This is a genomic window from Bacillus sp. 3255, assembly GCF_031456485.1.
GTDB lineage: Bacteria > Bacillota > Bacilli > Paenibacillales > NBRC-103111 > Paenibacillus_E.
Window position 1 is genome coordinate 450,878 of record NZ_JAVDUS010000003.1, and the last position, 16,222, is coordinate 467,099.

13 protein-coding genes and 1 pseudogene are annotated in these 16,222 nt (G+C 41.6%); 12 read left to right on the forward strand and 2 right to left on the reverse strand.

Annotated features, from left to right (window positions below):
- Window positions 1-11: 11 nt before the first annotated feature.
- A complete protein-coding gene (locus J2X61_RS06815; RefSeq protein ID WP_310186737.1) occupies window positions 12-1,013 on the reverse strand; it encodes a phosphotransferase in 1,002 nt (333 codons plus the stop codon).
- A 1,952-nt stretch (window positions 1,014-2,965) separates the two neighbouring features.
- Here J2X61_RS06815 and J2X61_RS06820 point away from each other — a divergent pair.
- From J2X61_RS06820 to J2X61_RS06835, 4 genes and pseudogenes are all read left to right on the forward strand, one after another.
- On the forward strand, window positions 2,966-3,559 hold the full coding sequence (locus tag J2X61_RS06820; RefSeq protein ID WP_310186738.1) for a DUF2441 domain-containing protein: 594 nt from the start codon (window positions 2,966-2,968) through the stop codon (window positions 3,557-3,559).
- Between the two features lie 232 nt (window positions 3,560-3,791).
- Window positions 3,792-4,514: pseudogene (locus J2X61_RS06825) on the forward strand (IS110 family transposase); the annotation flags it as partial.
- 159 nt (window positions 4,515-4,673) lie between these two features.
- Entirely contained in the window at window positions 4,674-5,057 is a 384-nt protein-coding gene (locus J2X61_RS06830) for a hypothetical protein (RefSeq protein WP_274470116.1), read from the forward strand.
- Between the two features lie 231 nt (window positions 5,058-5,288).
- On the forward strand, window positions 5,289-5,555 hold the full coding sequence (locus J2X61_RS06835; RefSeq protein ID WP_310186740.1) for a hypothetical protein: 267 nt from the start codon (window positions 5,289-5,291) through the stop codon (window positions 5,553-5,555).
- Between the two features lie 31 nt (window positions 5,556-5,586).
- Here J2X61_RS06835 and J2X61_RS06840 read toward each other — a convergent pair whose 3' ends face one another.
- Window positions 5,587-7,059, reverse strand: a complete 1,473-nt coding sequence (locus J2X61_RS06840) for an MFS transporter (RefSeq protein WP_310186741.1) — start codon at window positions 7,057-7,059, stop codon at window positions 5,587-5,589.
- Window positions 7,060-7,220: 161 nt separating this feature from the next.
- Between J2X61_RS06840 and J2X61_RS06845 the strand changes: the two genes are divergently transcribed.
- The 8 genes from J2X61_RS06845 (at window position 7,221) to J2X61_RS06880 (ending at window position 15,816) form a co-directional block, all read left to right on the forward strand.
- On the forward strand, window positions 7,221-7,805 hold the full coding sequence (locus J2X61_RS06845; RefSeq protein ID WP_310186742.1) for a TetR/AcrR family transcriptional regulator: 585 nt from the start codon (window positions 7,221-7,223) through the stop codon (window positions 7,803-7,805).
- A gap of 1,523 nt (window positions 7,806-9,328) precedes the next feature.
- On the forward strand, window positions 9,329-10,663 hold the full coding sequence (locus J2X61_RS06850; RefSeq protein ID WP_310186743.1) for a hypothetical protein: 1,335 nt from the start codon (window positions 9,329-9,331) through the stop codon (window positions 10,661-10,663).
- 36 nt (window positions 10,664-10,699) lie between these two features.
- Complete coding sequence (locus J2X61_RS06855; protein ID WP_310186744.1) at window positions 10,700-11,446, forward strand: hypothetical protein; 747 nt, start codon at window positions 10,700-10,702, stop codon at window positions 11,444-11,446.
- Window positions 11,447-11,846: 400 nt separating this feature from the next.
- Window positions 11,847-12,959: a hypothetical protein gene (locus tag J2X61_RS06860; RefSeq protein WP_310186746.1), complete on the forward strand. Its 1,113-nt coding sequence runs from the start codon at window positions 11,847-11,849 to the stop codon at window positions 12,957-12,959.
- Between the two features lie 290 nt (window positions 12,960-13,249).
- Entirely contained in the window at window positions 13,250-13,708 is a 459-nt protein-coding gene (locus tag J2X61_RS06865; RefSeq protein ID WP_310186748.1) for an NUDIX hydrolase, read from the forward strand.
- A gap of 238 nt (window positions 13,709-13,946) precedes the next feature.
- On the forward strand, window positions 13,947-14,309 hold the full coding sequence (locus J2X61_RS06870) for a hypothetical protein (RefSeq protein ID WP_310186751.1): 363 nt from the start codon (window positions 13,947-13,949) through the stop codon (window positions 14,307-14,309).
- A 232-nt stretch (window positions 14,310-14,541) separates the two neighbouring features.
- Complete coding sequence (locus J2X61_RS06875; RefSeq protein WP_310186752.1) at window positions 14,542-14,844, forward strand: hypothetical protein; 303 nt, start codon at window positions 14,542-14,544, stop codon at window positions 14,842-14,844.
- A gap of 600 nt (window positions 14,845-15,444) precedes the next feature.
- Window positions 15,445-15,816, forward strand: a complete 372-nt coding sequence (locus tag J2X61_RS06880; protein ID WP_310186753.1) for a hypothetical protein — start codon at window positions 15,445-15,447, stop codon at window positions 15,814-15,816.
- The last annotated feature ends 406 nt before the right edge of the window (window positions 15,817-16,222 follow it).

Here is a 16,222-nt window from a genome sequence, read left to right on the forward strand (position 1 = left end):
CTCACTTCCCCTTATTGTTTTGTCCATTCCTCTAATAAATCCATTGCTTTCAATCGGAGAAGCCATGTTTGTTCCATAATGTCTAGCATTTCACGGCTTCTAGGGCGATTAGGGAACCGAGTGGCCTGCCAAGCTTCCCGAGGCAATCCATACAAGGAAGAAATCAATTTACGCTCGCTCCTGTCTAAAGGATAGAGCTCTTCGTACCCTTTTAAAAACGATTGTATGAAATCGGGATTAAATTGAGTCGTGTTCATGAGGGTCTTGGCTACATCAACGTAGATGGAGCCAACCTTAACATGGTCCCAATCGATGATGAAGAGCTGGTTGTCATCAGAAATAATGACATTAGGTGAAGTAATATCATTGTGTATCAATGCGGGACGGTCCAATTCCTTCTCCAAGAGGTCTACAATCTCCGGGTTCCTTAAGTCGGTCCAGGCCCGATCCGAAATTACTTTATAGTGTTTGCCATATTTTTTGTACCATCCGCGGTTCTGTCCATTCGTTTGGATTGCCTTTGCCATTCGTCTACGAAAGAGGCGGTCTTGAATTTGCCATATTCGGATTTGTTTTGGAGTGAAAGGCCCCTTAGTGTAAAGGAAACGACTGGATGTTGTATGTAGGGTGGCAAGGGCCCGGCCAAGCTCTTCAAAATCGTTTTGGTTTTCCAAATTTCTTCCTTTTATCCAAGCAGTTATATAGAAGGGTCTTCCTTCGTTTAAAGTCCATAACTTTCCGGAATTGCTCGTGAGCCATTTGGGCATGTAACTGAAACCGCTATCCATCAAGAGTTGTATATAGTTTGCAGTTGTTTTCATTTGATGAATTGTACTCGAGCGGAGGAATAAACTCCGAAAAAAGGGCTTTATCGCGTAGGTTCCACTTTCAGTTTGTATCTGGACGATGGCGTTTTTTCGATACAAGGACGCGATTGAGTTTGAACTCAACGGGATCAGGCCGAAGTGGCGGGTGATTTTGCGAATTCTAGTTTTTGTATAGGAATTTTTCATGAAATAACCTCGCTTCATTCAAGATGGCAGAAAGAAGAAGATCAAGAGGAGAGAAGAGCTTTTAACTAGGTTATTCATGGAGGGGGAAGTATGTATGGTCTAACGTCACGAGAGCAATTGAAAACCTGCCGTTTCAGACAGCGCAGTGAACCGGATCATAAGTAACGGCAAGTTTTAATGGGGAGTAGGGATTGGGATTTAGAGGTGATAGGTGCCTCGAAATATGCGCTTGCCTTTGGTCAAATAAACAGGATTTTGAATAACTGAAGAATAGAGGATATCAGAATATGGAAGCTGTAGCAAGATCCTTTGTAAATGATGGATTAACTCCACCGCAAGCAGTTTTTGCAACTAATCTAGCAGGGGTTACTCCGATTTCCCCTGGTCAGATAAGAAGAAATCTTGAAGGCGGCGGGAGGACCTATTGGTCTGGGATTGGGTGCACTTGCTTGCGCTATTGCCATAGCCGCAGCTAACACCCTAGCTGATAATTGTAAAGATGGTTGTTGAGGAAAATCTAACCCCTAAAGGGGTAAACTATGGTTGATTGTAAGGAGATGCGGAGCTGCTTATGCGCCAGCCTCTCTATACTTATAAAATCAAGAAATATTTGTACCGGATTTTAGCAGAGGAAGGTGGTCCGCTTTGAAGAAAGTGGTCTCACGGGAGCGGCCGGAGTTCTGGGATCCCATCAAGCGAAGGAAGTCATTAAAAATATGGATTTGCGTATGAGGGCTTGTGACTGCATTAACGATCCAGAAGGGAGTATCCAATGGGAAGAATTAAGCCTGTTTCCTATGTAAAACCTATGAGCGGGGGGAGTTCCTCTCCCCATCTGATTCTTGCCGTGCCATCAATCAATCCGGGCAGTAATGTTGCATCCAGATCTGTACCATTCGCTACGGAGATAGCTGCAATAGGTCAGAAGGGGTTGGAAATCGGCGCAAAGTGGCGGTATGCGTTAGGTATTCAACGTAGGAAAGAGTCATAAGCTGATTGTCACCGTTGCGAGGACTCAAATGTTGCTTTGTGGATAAAATTCGTGGAATAACTACAACTGTATTTGGGCTTGTCGAATCGATCATGTAGACCAAGTATTTGTAACGGGAGCCACCTCAGCCTTGGCATCTTCTTGTCAGCGGATATATGTTTAAATTATGGGCTGGGAAGGAAATTGCTTCTGTTAAAGTCTTATAGTGTGCAACAGGAGGTTAAGCTTAATAGATCCAATAGTTGAAGTATGCCCATTAGAGCATTTGATTAAGGGACTCAGTAAAACAAATCAGATTAAGATAGCCGTTGCATTGGACGTAGCCAAGAATGATTTGAAAAGAAGAGGTTCAGCTATCGGGAGACGATAGTGCAAAAACAAGGGACAGATCGCCGCGATTGTAAATCGATTAATATAATTCCGAAAAGAGTGGTAAGCATGAAGACATATATCAATTGGAGATATACGATCATCATCTTTGTGATGAAAGGAGCGTGATAAATTAATAAGAAAAAGGAGCAGAACGAAATGATACAAAACAGAAAAGCAACCGATAATGACAGCAGAAGTAATTTCTGTCCAGGCTGTCGAGAAATCCATCGAAGTCTAACGACATGAAAGTACCTACAATGAAACCTTGTTAAATCAAGGTTTTTTGTACTTGTAGGGATTTTCTTGTCGTTTTTTTTTACGACATGAAAATCCCTACAAACCGTGCTAGCGACAAGAAAGTCCCTACAATAAGAGCAGTTTGCAATAAAACTTAAGCCAGAAACCCCACTAACCACGAAAATCTCAAGCGAACAGCGGAGGGGGTATTGTTGAATTGAAAATAAACGATTAGAGACTGAAGAACAAAATAATAAATTGAGCGTTAGCATTAGCGTTAAGCTAACGGGCAGGATAATTCTGGTAAACACCGAATTTACCTAACTAAACATGAGTTTATAGGGGGGAGTCCATGCAAGAAAGCGAATTGTATGTTTATCACATTGTCACTAGGAAAAAAATGAACCTTGGGCAAATAATTAGCTTTGACAAAGACACAAAAAACACTTTATATCAATTCTTTTTTGAGAAGGAACAGATGAATTCCAAAGGTGAAGATTTTATTCAAATTTTGCATGGTCATTATACAAATGACGGCTTGAAGATGGATAAAGAGAATGCAGATGTAGCTATTAGATATATGGGGCAAACAATCAGAGCAATTAGAGAAGTGATAGTTGAAATGGTTAGACTACAAGAATTTCCTGAATATCCTTCACGATTGTCTTGCTTATACGCTGCAAAGAGCTATGAAGATGCTCTGATATGGAAAGATCTTTTCGTTTCTTACCATCGAAAAGTTTTACAAATAGTTAAAATACGGGTTATTGGGAATAGCTTTGAAGGTGATGGTAATCTTTTACCCAAGGAAGATGGAATTCCTTTCTCCCGAAAAATCGAACAAGCCAGAGAATACTGGAAAGGCAATATAAATAACGAGTTTCCTGAGCTGTTGATTAACGGAACAATGGAAGTAGTAGAAATTATTGATGAGTTCTCCACCTAATTTCAGCAAAAGTGCTTCAAAAACCATTGAGCTATCGGGAGCCGTTAGCGCAATAACCAGGGAGCAGATCTCCGCGGCAGCTGCTCCCTGTTCCCATTGAAGTAACGGGCAGCATTCCTATTATGAAGAAATACGAGGTTTGAGAAATAAAAAGACTCCTTGGTATGATGTTTATGGGTCCCAGATGCTCGCCAGCTACCGGATCCAAAAACAAAACCAAGGAGACTACAAGATGAATTCTACTCAAAATGAACGCATTAATCAAATCACTTCTTCTACCTTAATTGTCGGAGTCGACATCGCAAAATTCAAACATGTGACAAGGGCCCAAGACTACCGCGGAGTTGAGCTCGGGAGGCCCATTACGTTTGAGAATAACCGAGATGGCTTTGAATTGTTTGTTAAATGGTTCCGGAAGATTGCGACGGAGCAAGGGTTCGAGGACTCCACTGTTGGCATGGAACCCACCGGCCATTACTGGCTAAATCTGGCGTATTACCTGGGCGAACAACTAGTATTATGTGCCGTAGTTAATCCGCTGCACGTAAAGAAAAGCAAAGAATTAGACGACAATTCACCGACCAAGAACGACGTCAAAGATGCCAAGGTCATCGCACAGCTTGTCAAAGATGGTAGATATGCCATACCTAATCTTCTCCACGGCAAATATGCCGAACTAAGGGAAGCGATGAAAATTCGCGATCATCTGTCGACTGACCTGCGAGTGGTGCAAGGCCGGGTTCATAATTGGTTGGATCGGTACTTTCCAGAGTTCCTCACGGTGTTTAAAGATTGGGAATGCAAGTCTACACGCCAAATGCTTAGCCTTTGTTTGTTGCCACATGAGCTGGTTGCTCATTCAGAGGAAGCTCTGTTAAGGCATCTCAGAGAGGTGGCTAAGCGAGGTCTCGGCATGGAACGTATGAGGTGTTTGAAAGCAGCTGCAAGCCGTTCTGCCGTTTTCTCAGCTAATAGTTCAAATTAGAGAGAATGAATAATATAGAAGATGCTTTACCTTAAGTGCGATGGCAGAATCCAATCAATCATTCCTACACGATTGTCCGTTTCTAATTGTTCTTATCCCCCATACCTTGTGTTGAGGGGGTGATGAAAGATGGCAAATCCAGTTTTCATTGGTTCTAATTGTCTCGCTAAAATAGGAAATCAATTTTTTTTAATAGCAGAAATTGAAGCTAAAGTACCAGGTGTTGAGATTGACCCGTTATTTGCTATTAGATCGACTGCACAACAAGCGCGCCGTCTCATACGTGCTGGTGTAATGCGCTGTAAAATTCAAAATACTACTCCGAGACCGACTCGAGGTAAAGAAGTTGAGCTGAAGGGTGTTTTATTTGCGAATGGGCAAATATTTTCTGTATTTGATATTGAAAATTCTACCGATGAAGCGGTACTTGTAAGAATCAACGTGGCTCAGGCACAGAAACTAATAAGTAAAGGGGCACGCATTATTAAAGTTATTCGGCGTCCTTTTACTTAAAAAAGTAATCCTAAGACAGGTCAAAGATTATACACGCGGCGAAGCCACTCTTGTCAAAAGTGGCTTCTTTTCTTTGATAACTTGGCTAACGGGGAACGTTAGCAACAATAACTAGGGAGCAGATCGCCGCGGGCAGCTGCTCCCTGTTCCCATTGAAGTAACGGGCAGCATAGTTCAAGATCATTCGCGGTGAACCTTATCACAAGTAGGACGAAAGTTAGGGTAGGGAGAATGGGACAAAAAGCTTGTACAGAGGGGATTATCAGCTTCCTCAACACCCTAATGACTGCGGATTACTTCGAGTTCGAAGGGGATCAAGAAGTAGTGAACACTGATATGTCGATTATGACGTCAAACAGCAGGCAGAGAAATCACTTTGTCGCAAATCGTGAGAAAAGAAGAAGGCCGTCCAGTCAAGGATGGCCGTCAAATTTGCCGTTAAAAACACTTTGCCAAGCATGGGTTTGGGATGAGGGCAAGATAAAGGAAGCTCCCTAGTGGCCTCGTTGCGCGATGGGCTTCTTTTCTTTCACGATCGACGGGCTCCGTTACGTCCCGCCAGCATCATTGTCAGGGGCAGGATGAGCGCAGTGGCGGCGGCCAGCACATACAGACAAATGTTAAACGCTTCGGGATAAGCAGAAATTGAGCCGGTATGGGCCTCAAGGGCGTTAAGCCAAGCGATGCCGATCAGGGCGATGCCGATCGTTGAGGCGATCTGTATGCTGGTTGTCATGACACCGGATGCTGAGCCGATGTCCGTTGTGCGGATTTTCGCCAAAACGATATTGGTCAGTGGCGCGGCGACGCAGCCTTGACCGATGCCGAGCACAGCTAAAGCCGGAATCCACACGCCGATATCGGAAGAAATCCCGGTCGTTCGGACCGCCCAGCTAAGCAGCAGGTAACCTGCTGTCGTCAAGATTGCACCGACGGTCAGGACATGGGCCCCAAGCTTCGCGGCGAATCGGGAAGAGAACAGCGATGCGAGGAAATAGCCCATTCCCATCGACCCGATTACAAGACCTGCTTGCAGAGCGGAGAAATGAAGTCCAAGCTGAAGCATGAAGGCGGCGACAAGGAAGAAGGCGCCCTGCGTTGACATCAACAGCAGCACAACGAGAATACCGAATGTGAACACCTTATGCCTAAAGAGGTCAACATTCATAAATGGGAGCCGGCCGTGGCGCAACAGCCGCCGTTCGTACCAGGCGAACAAAACCAGCACAGGGGCCGACAAGAGCAAACTGACGACGAGGCCGGAGGGCCATCCTTCACGCTGTCCCTGCACGAGCGGATAGACGAGCATCAGCAGGCCGGCCGCAGCGAGTGCGGCTCCAGTCCAATCCAGTCTGGCGCGATCCGGCGAGCTGGACTCCGGAATAAACGGAATCAGGGCCAATATCAGAGCCCCGAGCAGGACGCTGATCAGGAACACCGTTCTCCAATCCAGATCCCACAAATTCATGCGGAGAAGCAGCCCGCCGATGATCTGCCCGGCCGTCGCTGCGATTCCCTGGGTCGCTCCATACATGCCGAAGATCGCACCTCGACGTTCCGGAGTATAATTGGCTTGAATAAGAGATAAAACCTGCGGCATAAACAGAGCGGCGCCGACGCCTTGCAAAACGCGCGACGCAATGAGCATCGTAACGTGGCTAGATAAGCCGCATAACAGAGAAGCGATTGTGAATAAGGCCACTCCGATGAATAGCATTCTGCGGCGTCCAAACCGATCACCCAGCCGGGCGCCGATAATCAGCAGAACGGCAAACGTGAGCGTGTACCCGGTGAGAATGAATTGTACATCGGCGAAGCTGGCCCCGAGCCCTTTCTGGATCGAAGGCGTGGCTACGTTCACGATGAACGCATTCGATACTGCCATAAATACAGGCAAAAGCAGAGCCGGCAGCATAAGACGCGATCTGCGTCCATCTCCTTCGGAGACGGGATCGCGAGACCGGGCCAACTGGACGGAAGCGTCCGAAAGCGTATTGGGCATAGAAAGTTCCCCTTTCTCACTACTCGCTCGATTGACTGGAGGCGAGAGGATTTCATATAATGGATGAGACAGATCTGTCTCATTACGATAAAATGATACAGACAGATCTGTCTCATGTCAATACACCTTTTTCCAAATCCATATAGAGATGGTGGTCTGGGATGAACAAAGAATCGGCTAGAGATCGTATACTGAGGGTCGCCTCTGAATTGTTTTACATGGAGGGAATACGGGCGGTTGGTATCGATCGAATTATTAAGGAATCCGGCGTTGCCAAGGCAAGCTTCTATCGAAGTTTCGCGACGAAAGATGACCTAATGGTTGCTTACCTCGAATCTAGGGATGAACTGAAAGTAGAAAAACTGGAGAAGATGAGGCAGCTGTATCCGAGCTCCCCTAAGGAACAGCTCGGCGCCCTCATTCGCGATGTGACCGAACAGATGAGGACGCCGAATTACCGGGGGTGTCCGTTTTTGAATGCGGCGGTTGAATTTCCGGATCCTGATCACCCCGCCCACGTCAAATTGCTGGGCATTCAGCGGAGCTTCTGGTCTAGGGTTCAAGAGCTTGCAGGGGAAGGCGGGGCACGACAGCCTGAGGAGCTGACTGCGCAGCTGAGGATGTTGTATGACGGATTCGTCATGAAGAGATACTTGGATAAGTCCGATTTTGATCCGGAGTATTTCAGGAAGGCTGCAGAGTTGCTCTTGGAGAAGCAGCTCGATCCAGACTCCCATCGCGGGTAAGGGGCGATATTCATTTCGCCGCAGGCATTTCGTGTGAATCATGCGGAGGAGAAATATACCTCGAAGGGGTACGTGGGCATGACCACAAATTTTTGGATATGCATACAACCTGGAGGTGACTGGAGGCAATGCCTCCGGTTTTTCTTAAATAGAATGCTTACGCCGTTAAACCCATTACGGGGAAGCGGTCAATAAAAAATTGAAAAATCGCATGCTACATTGATAATTATGTAAGAAACCACCTCAATGCACCAATTAAATAATATTCACAATTGTAAAAAATTGTCAGGTGACAAGAACATTATCTCATTAAGTGCCGCGAAAACCGCGGCTTTTTTGTTTTATGGGATAAAGTTCTTGTCAAAATCAAATGACAAGAACTTTATCCCATTCCCGATTTTGACAAGAACTTTATCTCATTCCCGACGGAAGGTAGGGAGGAGTCTTCTCCAAATGATTAAGCTATTCCAGCTAATAGCTTGTCAATATTTAATTATTAATAGAAGGTTCATGAGGTGGTATACTTAAAAAGATGCATGGGAAAGAACCGTCCTATTAAGCACGGAAATAGATTCCATATATTTCTATTTCTTGTTGCTCACTCTAACCGGAAAGCTTCCATAGTAGTTAAAATGGCAAAAATCCAGTGGATGAGTTTATTCACACATGCAATTATTGCTACTTTAAACAGCTTTCCTTCAGCTCGTTTCTTAAGAGTCTGTGTCAAGATGCAAAAGAAGGGGCTGCAACGGCAGCCCCTTTCCTTCTTCCAGTATTTGGTTAGATTGGTCTTGTGACGTGTGACATGAACAATTTCTTTGCCGCATTTTGAATAATTTAACTGCCTAAAATCAAATGATTTTAGGCTTTTTTCATTCAAACCAGTTCATTTTTGAAGCATATTTTTGCCGTAAGCTCTAAATTTGAAGCATTTCTTTGTCTCCAGTACTGTGACTCAAAAATGTGACTCCGCTCAACTAACTGGCAGTATAACGCGATCTCAGTAAGATCTGTCAGTCTATATTTTTCAACTAATCCGAAGCTCTTAATGGCGGTTTATTAACAGTATTACTAGCCAATATACGTTTGTACATATGGAAAACCATATATACCTCTACTACAGGGGGTATTTTTAATACGACAAATCAAAGTCAGTGAATATTTTCGAAACAAAGACAACCATTAACACGTCTAAGTACTATAATTGGAATAATAAAGAATCAAATTCGTTCTTTCTTAAGTACACAGTAGAAAAAGGATGTGTTCTGGGTGCAACGGATCTGCTTAATTTTAGTCCTTATATTGAGTATATCTGGAGTACTGTTTGTCACTGGATGCAAAAATACTCCGAGCACGGCACCATCAGCAACTTATACACCCAATGGAATGACCACTCCTACACCCGTCTCCTCATCTGAGGTAATGAATCCATCAACGCCTGCTAGCGTATCTAATACTTCTGAACCTCCCGTTAAAAATGAACAAAAGGTATCTTCGTTAGCTTTAAAAACCTTGAAATAACTTTGACTAGCACAAAGGAAGGATTTCGTATTGATCACGACGAAACATTTGGATTTTATGTGATGCAAACATTACCTACGCCACGAGGTGATGCTGTTTTACATGTTGTCAGAAGGATGGATCAGAGTACAGCGAATGACGCATGGTTTCGTAAAGACCTAGTACTTATTAAACCAGAAACGAAAGAAGTTCAAATTTACACATTAATGAATGGATATACAACGGATTCATATTCTACAGATTCTATAACCCAAGTTCTCGGCTTTATAGATCAAGAACATATCATTTATGCCGCGATTCATGGAGATCAGGATACACCAACAACCTACAATATTGAAAAAATGAATGTATATAGCGGGGCAAAGGAAATACTTTTTAATAATCAGCCGGACAATGTGTCGCCTGACTTTTATATGCCGGGCTGGTTAAACGATAAAAAAGAAAAGCTTGTCATAAACAGCTTCAAGGAAGGAACTACATGGGTGGTCGATCTGTTAAATCATAATGTAGTTAAACTGGAAGAGAAGTTCAAAAATACATGGCCTCAATTTGCATTATTTCCATCACCGGACGGCAATTTATTCTGGTATCACGGAAAACTATACAACCTTCAAGGCCAATTGATCTATGCCCCGAATTCGTTGGGTAGAATTGAGCTTGGTATATACTGGAGTCCCGATAGTCGCTATACAGTTCGTCATTTTGCAAACGATGATAAACCGGAAAATTTTTTATCTGGTGGAGAAAACGACATTTTAACACCGCAAAGCCTAACCATAAATGATCGGACCGGGAAAATAGTTCAGCAGGTTGAAACAAATGACCCTAAAGTTCATCTCGAGCTAGTAGGCTGGATTTCTGAACAACAAGCCGCAGTTATTCAGTATTATGAAATCGATCGAAGCCGGCCAGTGGATGACCAAAAAACGAAGGTTAACTATAAATTAATGAACCTTTTATCGGGAGTTCAGAAGACACTGATGCCTACTAAGCTAGAGGATCTAACATCATCAACCAGAGCCAGAGTAAGAACTTATTCTTGCTGTACCGCTCCAGAAATTCCATTTTTTGTGGATACTAACAATAGTACTTTTTGGCGTTCAGAAGATCGGGCGAGTTATCTCGGTCAGTTCACTAACGGAGAACATGTATGGAATGTGGTAGATCATCGCCATGCTATGACGAAAATTTATGTTTTCTCGCCATTAACGAAAAAGATAAGAACGCTAGAAGATAAATACACTATATCGTACATCAGATTATTTTTAAAAAGTTGGGCTTTTGATACTGGCAATTTAACTTATCAAAAAGTTGGAAATGAAGTAAAGCAAAAATAGTTCGAATGCGTCCAGCCGCTAAAGGAGACTATCAGAATGAAAAACGTAATCACACTGGGGATATTATTGCTCGTCCTTATGCTCTTAGGATGTGGGGACAGGGGAAATGGTGGATATACGTCTGTATCATCCATTCCCCCAATGCCTGCAGCATCTGAGTCTCCTCCCAGCTCAACGCCAGTATCGACTCCTCCAGCTACAGAGGCAAACTTAGCGAAAGAAGATGACTCAATCAGAGCAATAGGTACGCATTCGGATGGGCGACTACTCGTCAAACCTGCGAACAAAGCGAGCGTAGCCCCTTTGGGGGCACCTAGCTGTTATGGGGTTGAGACTGATCTACGTTGGTTAGGAGACTATGAGGTGGTATGGGAATCCAAATCTGAGGGAATTACAACCCAAATTAGTACATTCCCAATTGACTTCGAAATTTTACAGCAAAATGACTCACCAGTCATCATGCAGCCATTTACCCTTGAAGATATGGATATATTTGCTTATGTTCCTCGTTACACCGATTGTCATGGTCTCGAAACTTACCTTTTCGGAGTTAGTAATGGGAAGGCATTTCCGATATCGCTTGAGATAAAACCTGGAGTGAATTGGGCTTCTATAAGCCAATTGCCGCACCATCAATTCAAAGTTGCCAACGGAGAATTTATCGTAACTGGCGGGTATGGGGCGGGACAGGATTTCATTAACGTCTATCACTTCAGATATGATCCAAAGAAAAAGTCAATGATTCTGAAAAGTATAGATCAAATGAAGCCTAACGATATATAACTAATGCGGAGAAATCCTATTCCTGAGGGACGGATAACGATAGTTCAATTACGACATTACGGCAGCTGAAATGTGTTCAGTTGCCTTTCCATTGAAGTAACGGGCAGAATAACGTGGTGGGAGTTTGAGCTACGGCTTTTTGAGATTTTTGCTAGATTAATGCTGAATAGATGAATCAATAAATATATAGCCTTGTAAGTAGCTTCTAGCGCTCTGATGACCTATCAGAAGAAGTGGGTGGTATTTTACACTAATTTCACGTTTGTTGTTTGCGGATACCCCTATAGCACTTTCATCGCTCGAACTATGTGTTAAATTGAAATCCATAGATGTTTGTTCATCGGGTACCCTTAATACTAAGGATTGTGAGTCAAGTCGTCCATTATCGGGAGGGGCAGTAATGATAGATAAAGCCTTTTATCTTGCACTTTGTGAAGATGCTCAAAAAAACATTGATTTGTATAGAACAGAAGCAGAAAGCCATGTGTCAAAATGGGAACAAACAAGCAAAAAGAGGTATGATTTAACACCTTATTTTTATGAACGTAAACATGAAGCACCGGGGCGTGTTAGCAAAAAAGAAGAGATAACGGCTTATGGGTTAGATAAAGACGGGGAAATATGGGTAACCAAGTGTGGTTATATTAGGGATTCCATGGGTTATTACAGTCGAAATGAGCATCAATTAATCAATCGTCTTTATCGAAAAGGCGAAATTGATTCTATCGAAGAAGTAATATTTGAAGATGGGCTTCCAATTCGATATATCCAATTTATTGTAAGAAACGGAAGAACTCTTGAATCTTCTTGGCATTTTGAAGAATATTATGAATACGAAGATAATAGACTTGCACGAATTAAACGAGATGAGTATTGGTCATATGGACAAGGTGCTCGTGAATACCAATATTATTTGTCCTTCAACGATAACGGTAAATTGTCACAAATAAAAGATAATAAAAACAAGATAATCTATTTAGATATTTCAAAATCTCAAGTTTTGACATTAAGAGAAGAAATAAGAACTGGATTGATTGATGAATCCCAAAAAATACTCCAAACAATTTGTAAACAAGCAGAGAAAGAAAAAATTTGCTACATAGGAATATATCTCCATGATGAACCCGAAGCAGTTTGTGACCCAATTTTCCATCCTGCATTGGAAAAAATTCGATTGGAACAGCTTAAACAAGACATTAATTATGATATTTGGAATACAGGGGAGCATCCAGTTAATTATCAGGAATCGATTCAAAACAGAGGCGTTATTGATAAATTTGAACGCCTTGTCCAATACTGGGGAATGAAAAATATTTGGTGGAAAGAATCCAAGAAGCTATGGTATGAAGTTGCTCTGGAACTTAATCGAGAGGACTGGAGTAAGTATAGCCCCCTAACTGAAGATTTTGTTATATTTGTTGACGAAGAAGGACTGGAATTAAAGGACTTAGCAAGAAGTATTCCCCAAGAAAAACTAAATCTCCTCCGTTCAAATGGTTTAATAAACAAATAGGTTAAGCTAAGAGCGGAACGATAGTACAAATTGTCTTTATATACTGTTGTATATTTTATGGTCAGACTGTACTCTGTGTATAGATACAGTACGGGGAACCTTACCTCAAATAAAAGAGGTGGTCATTCAACTAACGGGACACGATAGTTCAACAAATAACCACAACGCTGCTGTCTTCATAGATTGGTGGCAGCAGAATCGCTCTGACGGGGGCTTACTGGGGTAAAAAGGAATTATATTTTTTTGAATAGAATTATTAAAGTAATAATTCATTCGATTGGAGAGCTATCATGGGCTACGTGGAGGATTTAAGAAAAATAGTGGGGCATATTCCACTTATACTTGTTGGTGCAGTGGTCATTATAACAAATGATGAAAATAAAATATTGCTTCAAAAACGTATGCATCATCCAGTAGGGCGATACGGTCTACCAGGTGGTTTGATGGAGTTGGGGGAGTCTACTGTGGAGACAGCTCAAAGAGAAGTTTATGAAGAAACAGGACTCCAGGTAAGTAATCTAAAATTGATTGATGTTTTCTCAGGAAGAGAAAATTTTATAAAAGCTCCCAACGGGGATGAATTTTACGTTGCTGTTACAGCTTATTGGACAAAACAATTTAGTGGTAATTTGAAAATTAATGATGCAGAATCCATGAGTTTGGAGTTTATAGATATTGAAAAACTTCCTGAGAACATGCCGAGAAGTCACAGAGAAATAATAAATAGTTACATAGCTTCGTTGAGCTAACGGGAGACGATAGTTCAATCACGACATGACGGCGGCCGGCATACGATCGGCTGCAGTTATCTTTTGAAGTATGGGCAGAATAGTAAGAAATTAAAACGTGACTTGCGGAGGAAGAAAGATGGATAAGGGCTTTGATTTATTTGAGGACGCGTTAAGTTGATAAACGCTAATGCAGAGCTACGAAAAGAGAAAATATCAGATAAGACAACTTCCTTCTTATTTGACAATAAGATTCCTAATGAAATTATTGATTTTTTTAATTTTTTCATTTGACCAACATATTAGATTCAACAAAGTGTCATTTTATCAAGTCAATGAAATGCCTGATGAAAATTTATACGAGGAAAACCAACGGTGTATTGCAGAAAGGTTGCTAATAATAGGCTGGGGGTTAAACGGAGATTTCATAGTACTGGATTTAGAAAACCTTAAAGTGGGGTATGTACTCCATGATGAATTATGGGAAGATGCAACCATAAACCCAAGAGAAATATTAATAAATCTACAATGTTCAATCGGTGAGTTTTATTATAGTGCGGTTACAGTTGAAAATTTTCCTGTTGATGGATACCAGGCAGAACAATATTTAGAAAATGGCTAATTTCAGTGCCATGCATCATTACGCTAACGGGACACTATAGCTTAATAAAGATATCGCGGCGGCCGGTCATGACGATCGGCTGTCTTTTCCACGCTAACGGGCAGATTAACGTGGTAATCCGCTTAGAAATAAGGAGGAAATTAATCATATTACTCGAATAATTATTTGAGCTTGTAGTGAACATCTGACGTTTTTACGCACTCGAACTAAGCTTTGTTTTAAGGAGGATACTATGGAAAAAGACTTAGTAAAAAGTCTCGGAGATCTACTCTTACATCAAGACGACGGGTTGCTAATTAAATTAAGGATGGGTGACGGTCTAGATAAAAGTAAAGTTGATGAGATTTGTGCTTTATTAAGTCAGTTAGCCATAGAGTGGAAAAATGATGATAAGATATCGAAAGAGGCAGTTGATTACTTTATTCATATAGATCCAGTTATGAATGCTACCTTAAATCAATATTCCGAGAAACAGCAAGCTGAAATCCTAATAGCGCTTGATACAATAATGGATAAAGTAAGAGATTGCTTATAATAAGTACTTTGCCCTTCAATGAACTTCGAATGAGGCTGCCACGAGAAAACGAGTGGCAGCCTCATTAAGCTATTCCAGTTAATAGCTTGTCAATATTTAATTATTATATAGAAGGTTCATGAGGTGGTATACTTAGAAAGATGCATGGGAAAGAACCAGGTATAGATGATTGCGAGTTAATGAGTATTAATGCTACTGTACAAGGCATAGGTTGACCGCCATGAGCCATGTGGAGATCCCAAGGTGCGATCATATATTTCCAGAATCTCCACTTTTTAAAACGAGTGGTCTGGGTGGATGTATTTTTTCGCTTTCATAACCCCATATTTTACACTTTCTACAACTTTGTTCCTTGTGTTGATTGTCTTTCACGGAAGAAAAACGTTCGAAATCTAAGCAAACAAAACAAGAGTATTTAAGAGCTAGCTGATTCTCCATAGAGGGAGTTTAGTTCCAATATGTGGTAATATGAAATTAGTGCTTTATCAGTAAGGCAGAGGCTTGAGGGGAACTGATATTGACAAATAAGAGGCTTGATAATCTTGGTAAATAGTTGGATTTTCAATATTAGGTTTTGTTTTATTACTTGTAATTCTTGGTTTGATTCTTTATAAAGGATTGCTTGATTCTGAAAAACAACTGAGAGGTTATATTGAACTACCAAATAATTATGCTGTCTTTCAGGTTAGTAAAGAAGGGCCTTATGAAATTGCTGCCTGGGCTAAAGCTGATAAACAAGTTGTAAAACCAAACATTTTAGAACTCGCTTGGGATGAGCGATATGTATTGTTTAAACGTAGAGATGAAATTGGGGAAGAAATTGGTGTTCTAGATACGAAAACAAAAGTAGTTAAAAGCCTTTTTTACAATACTGATAATTTACAAAAAATAAAGTCAGAGTTTGGTATTGCTCAAGATATTACTTTGAAAAATGTAGCTAGTTTCTGGCCTGATATTACCAAGAGGAGATAGAACAATAGGTGATAATTGTAGGTGACGAATGGCTGCAATTGTTATTGCAATTGTTCTATTAAGTATGGCTGGTTCAAAAAAAGCTGATTAACCATGCCTTTATTAGTGCGCTTGATTGAACTAACGTTGAACTGTCGGGTGACAAGAACATTATCTCGTTAAGTGTCGCGAAAACCGCGGCTTTTTTGTTTTATGGGATAAAGTTCTTGTCAAAATCAAATGACAAGAACTTTATCCCATTCCCGATTTTGACAAGAACTTTATCGCATTCCCGACGAAGGCAGGGAGGAGTTTTCTCCAAATGATTAAGCTAACGGGCAGCATTCCTATTATGAGGAAATACGAGATTTGAGAAATAAAAAGACTCCTTGGTATGATGTTTAGGGATCCCTGATGCTGGCCAGCG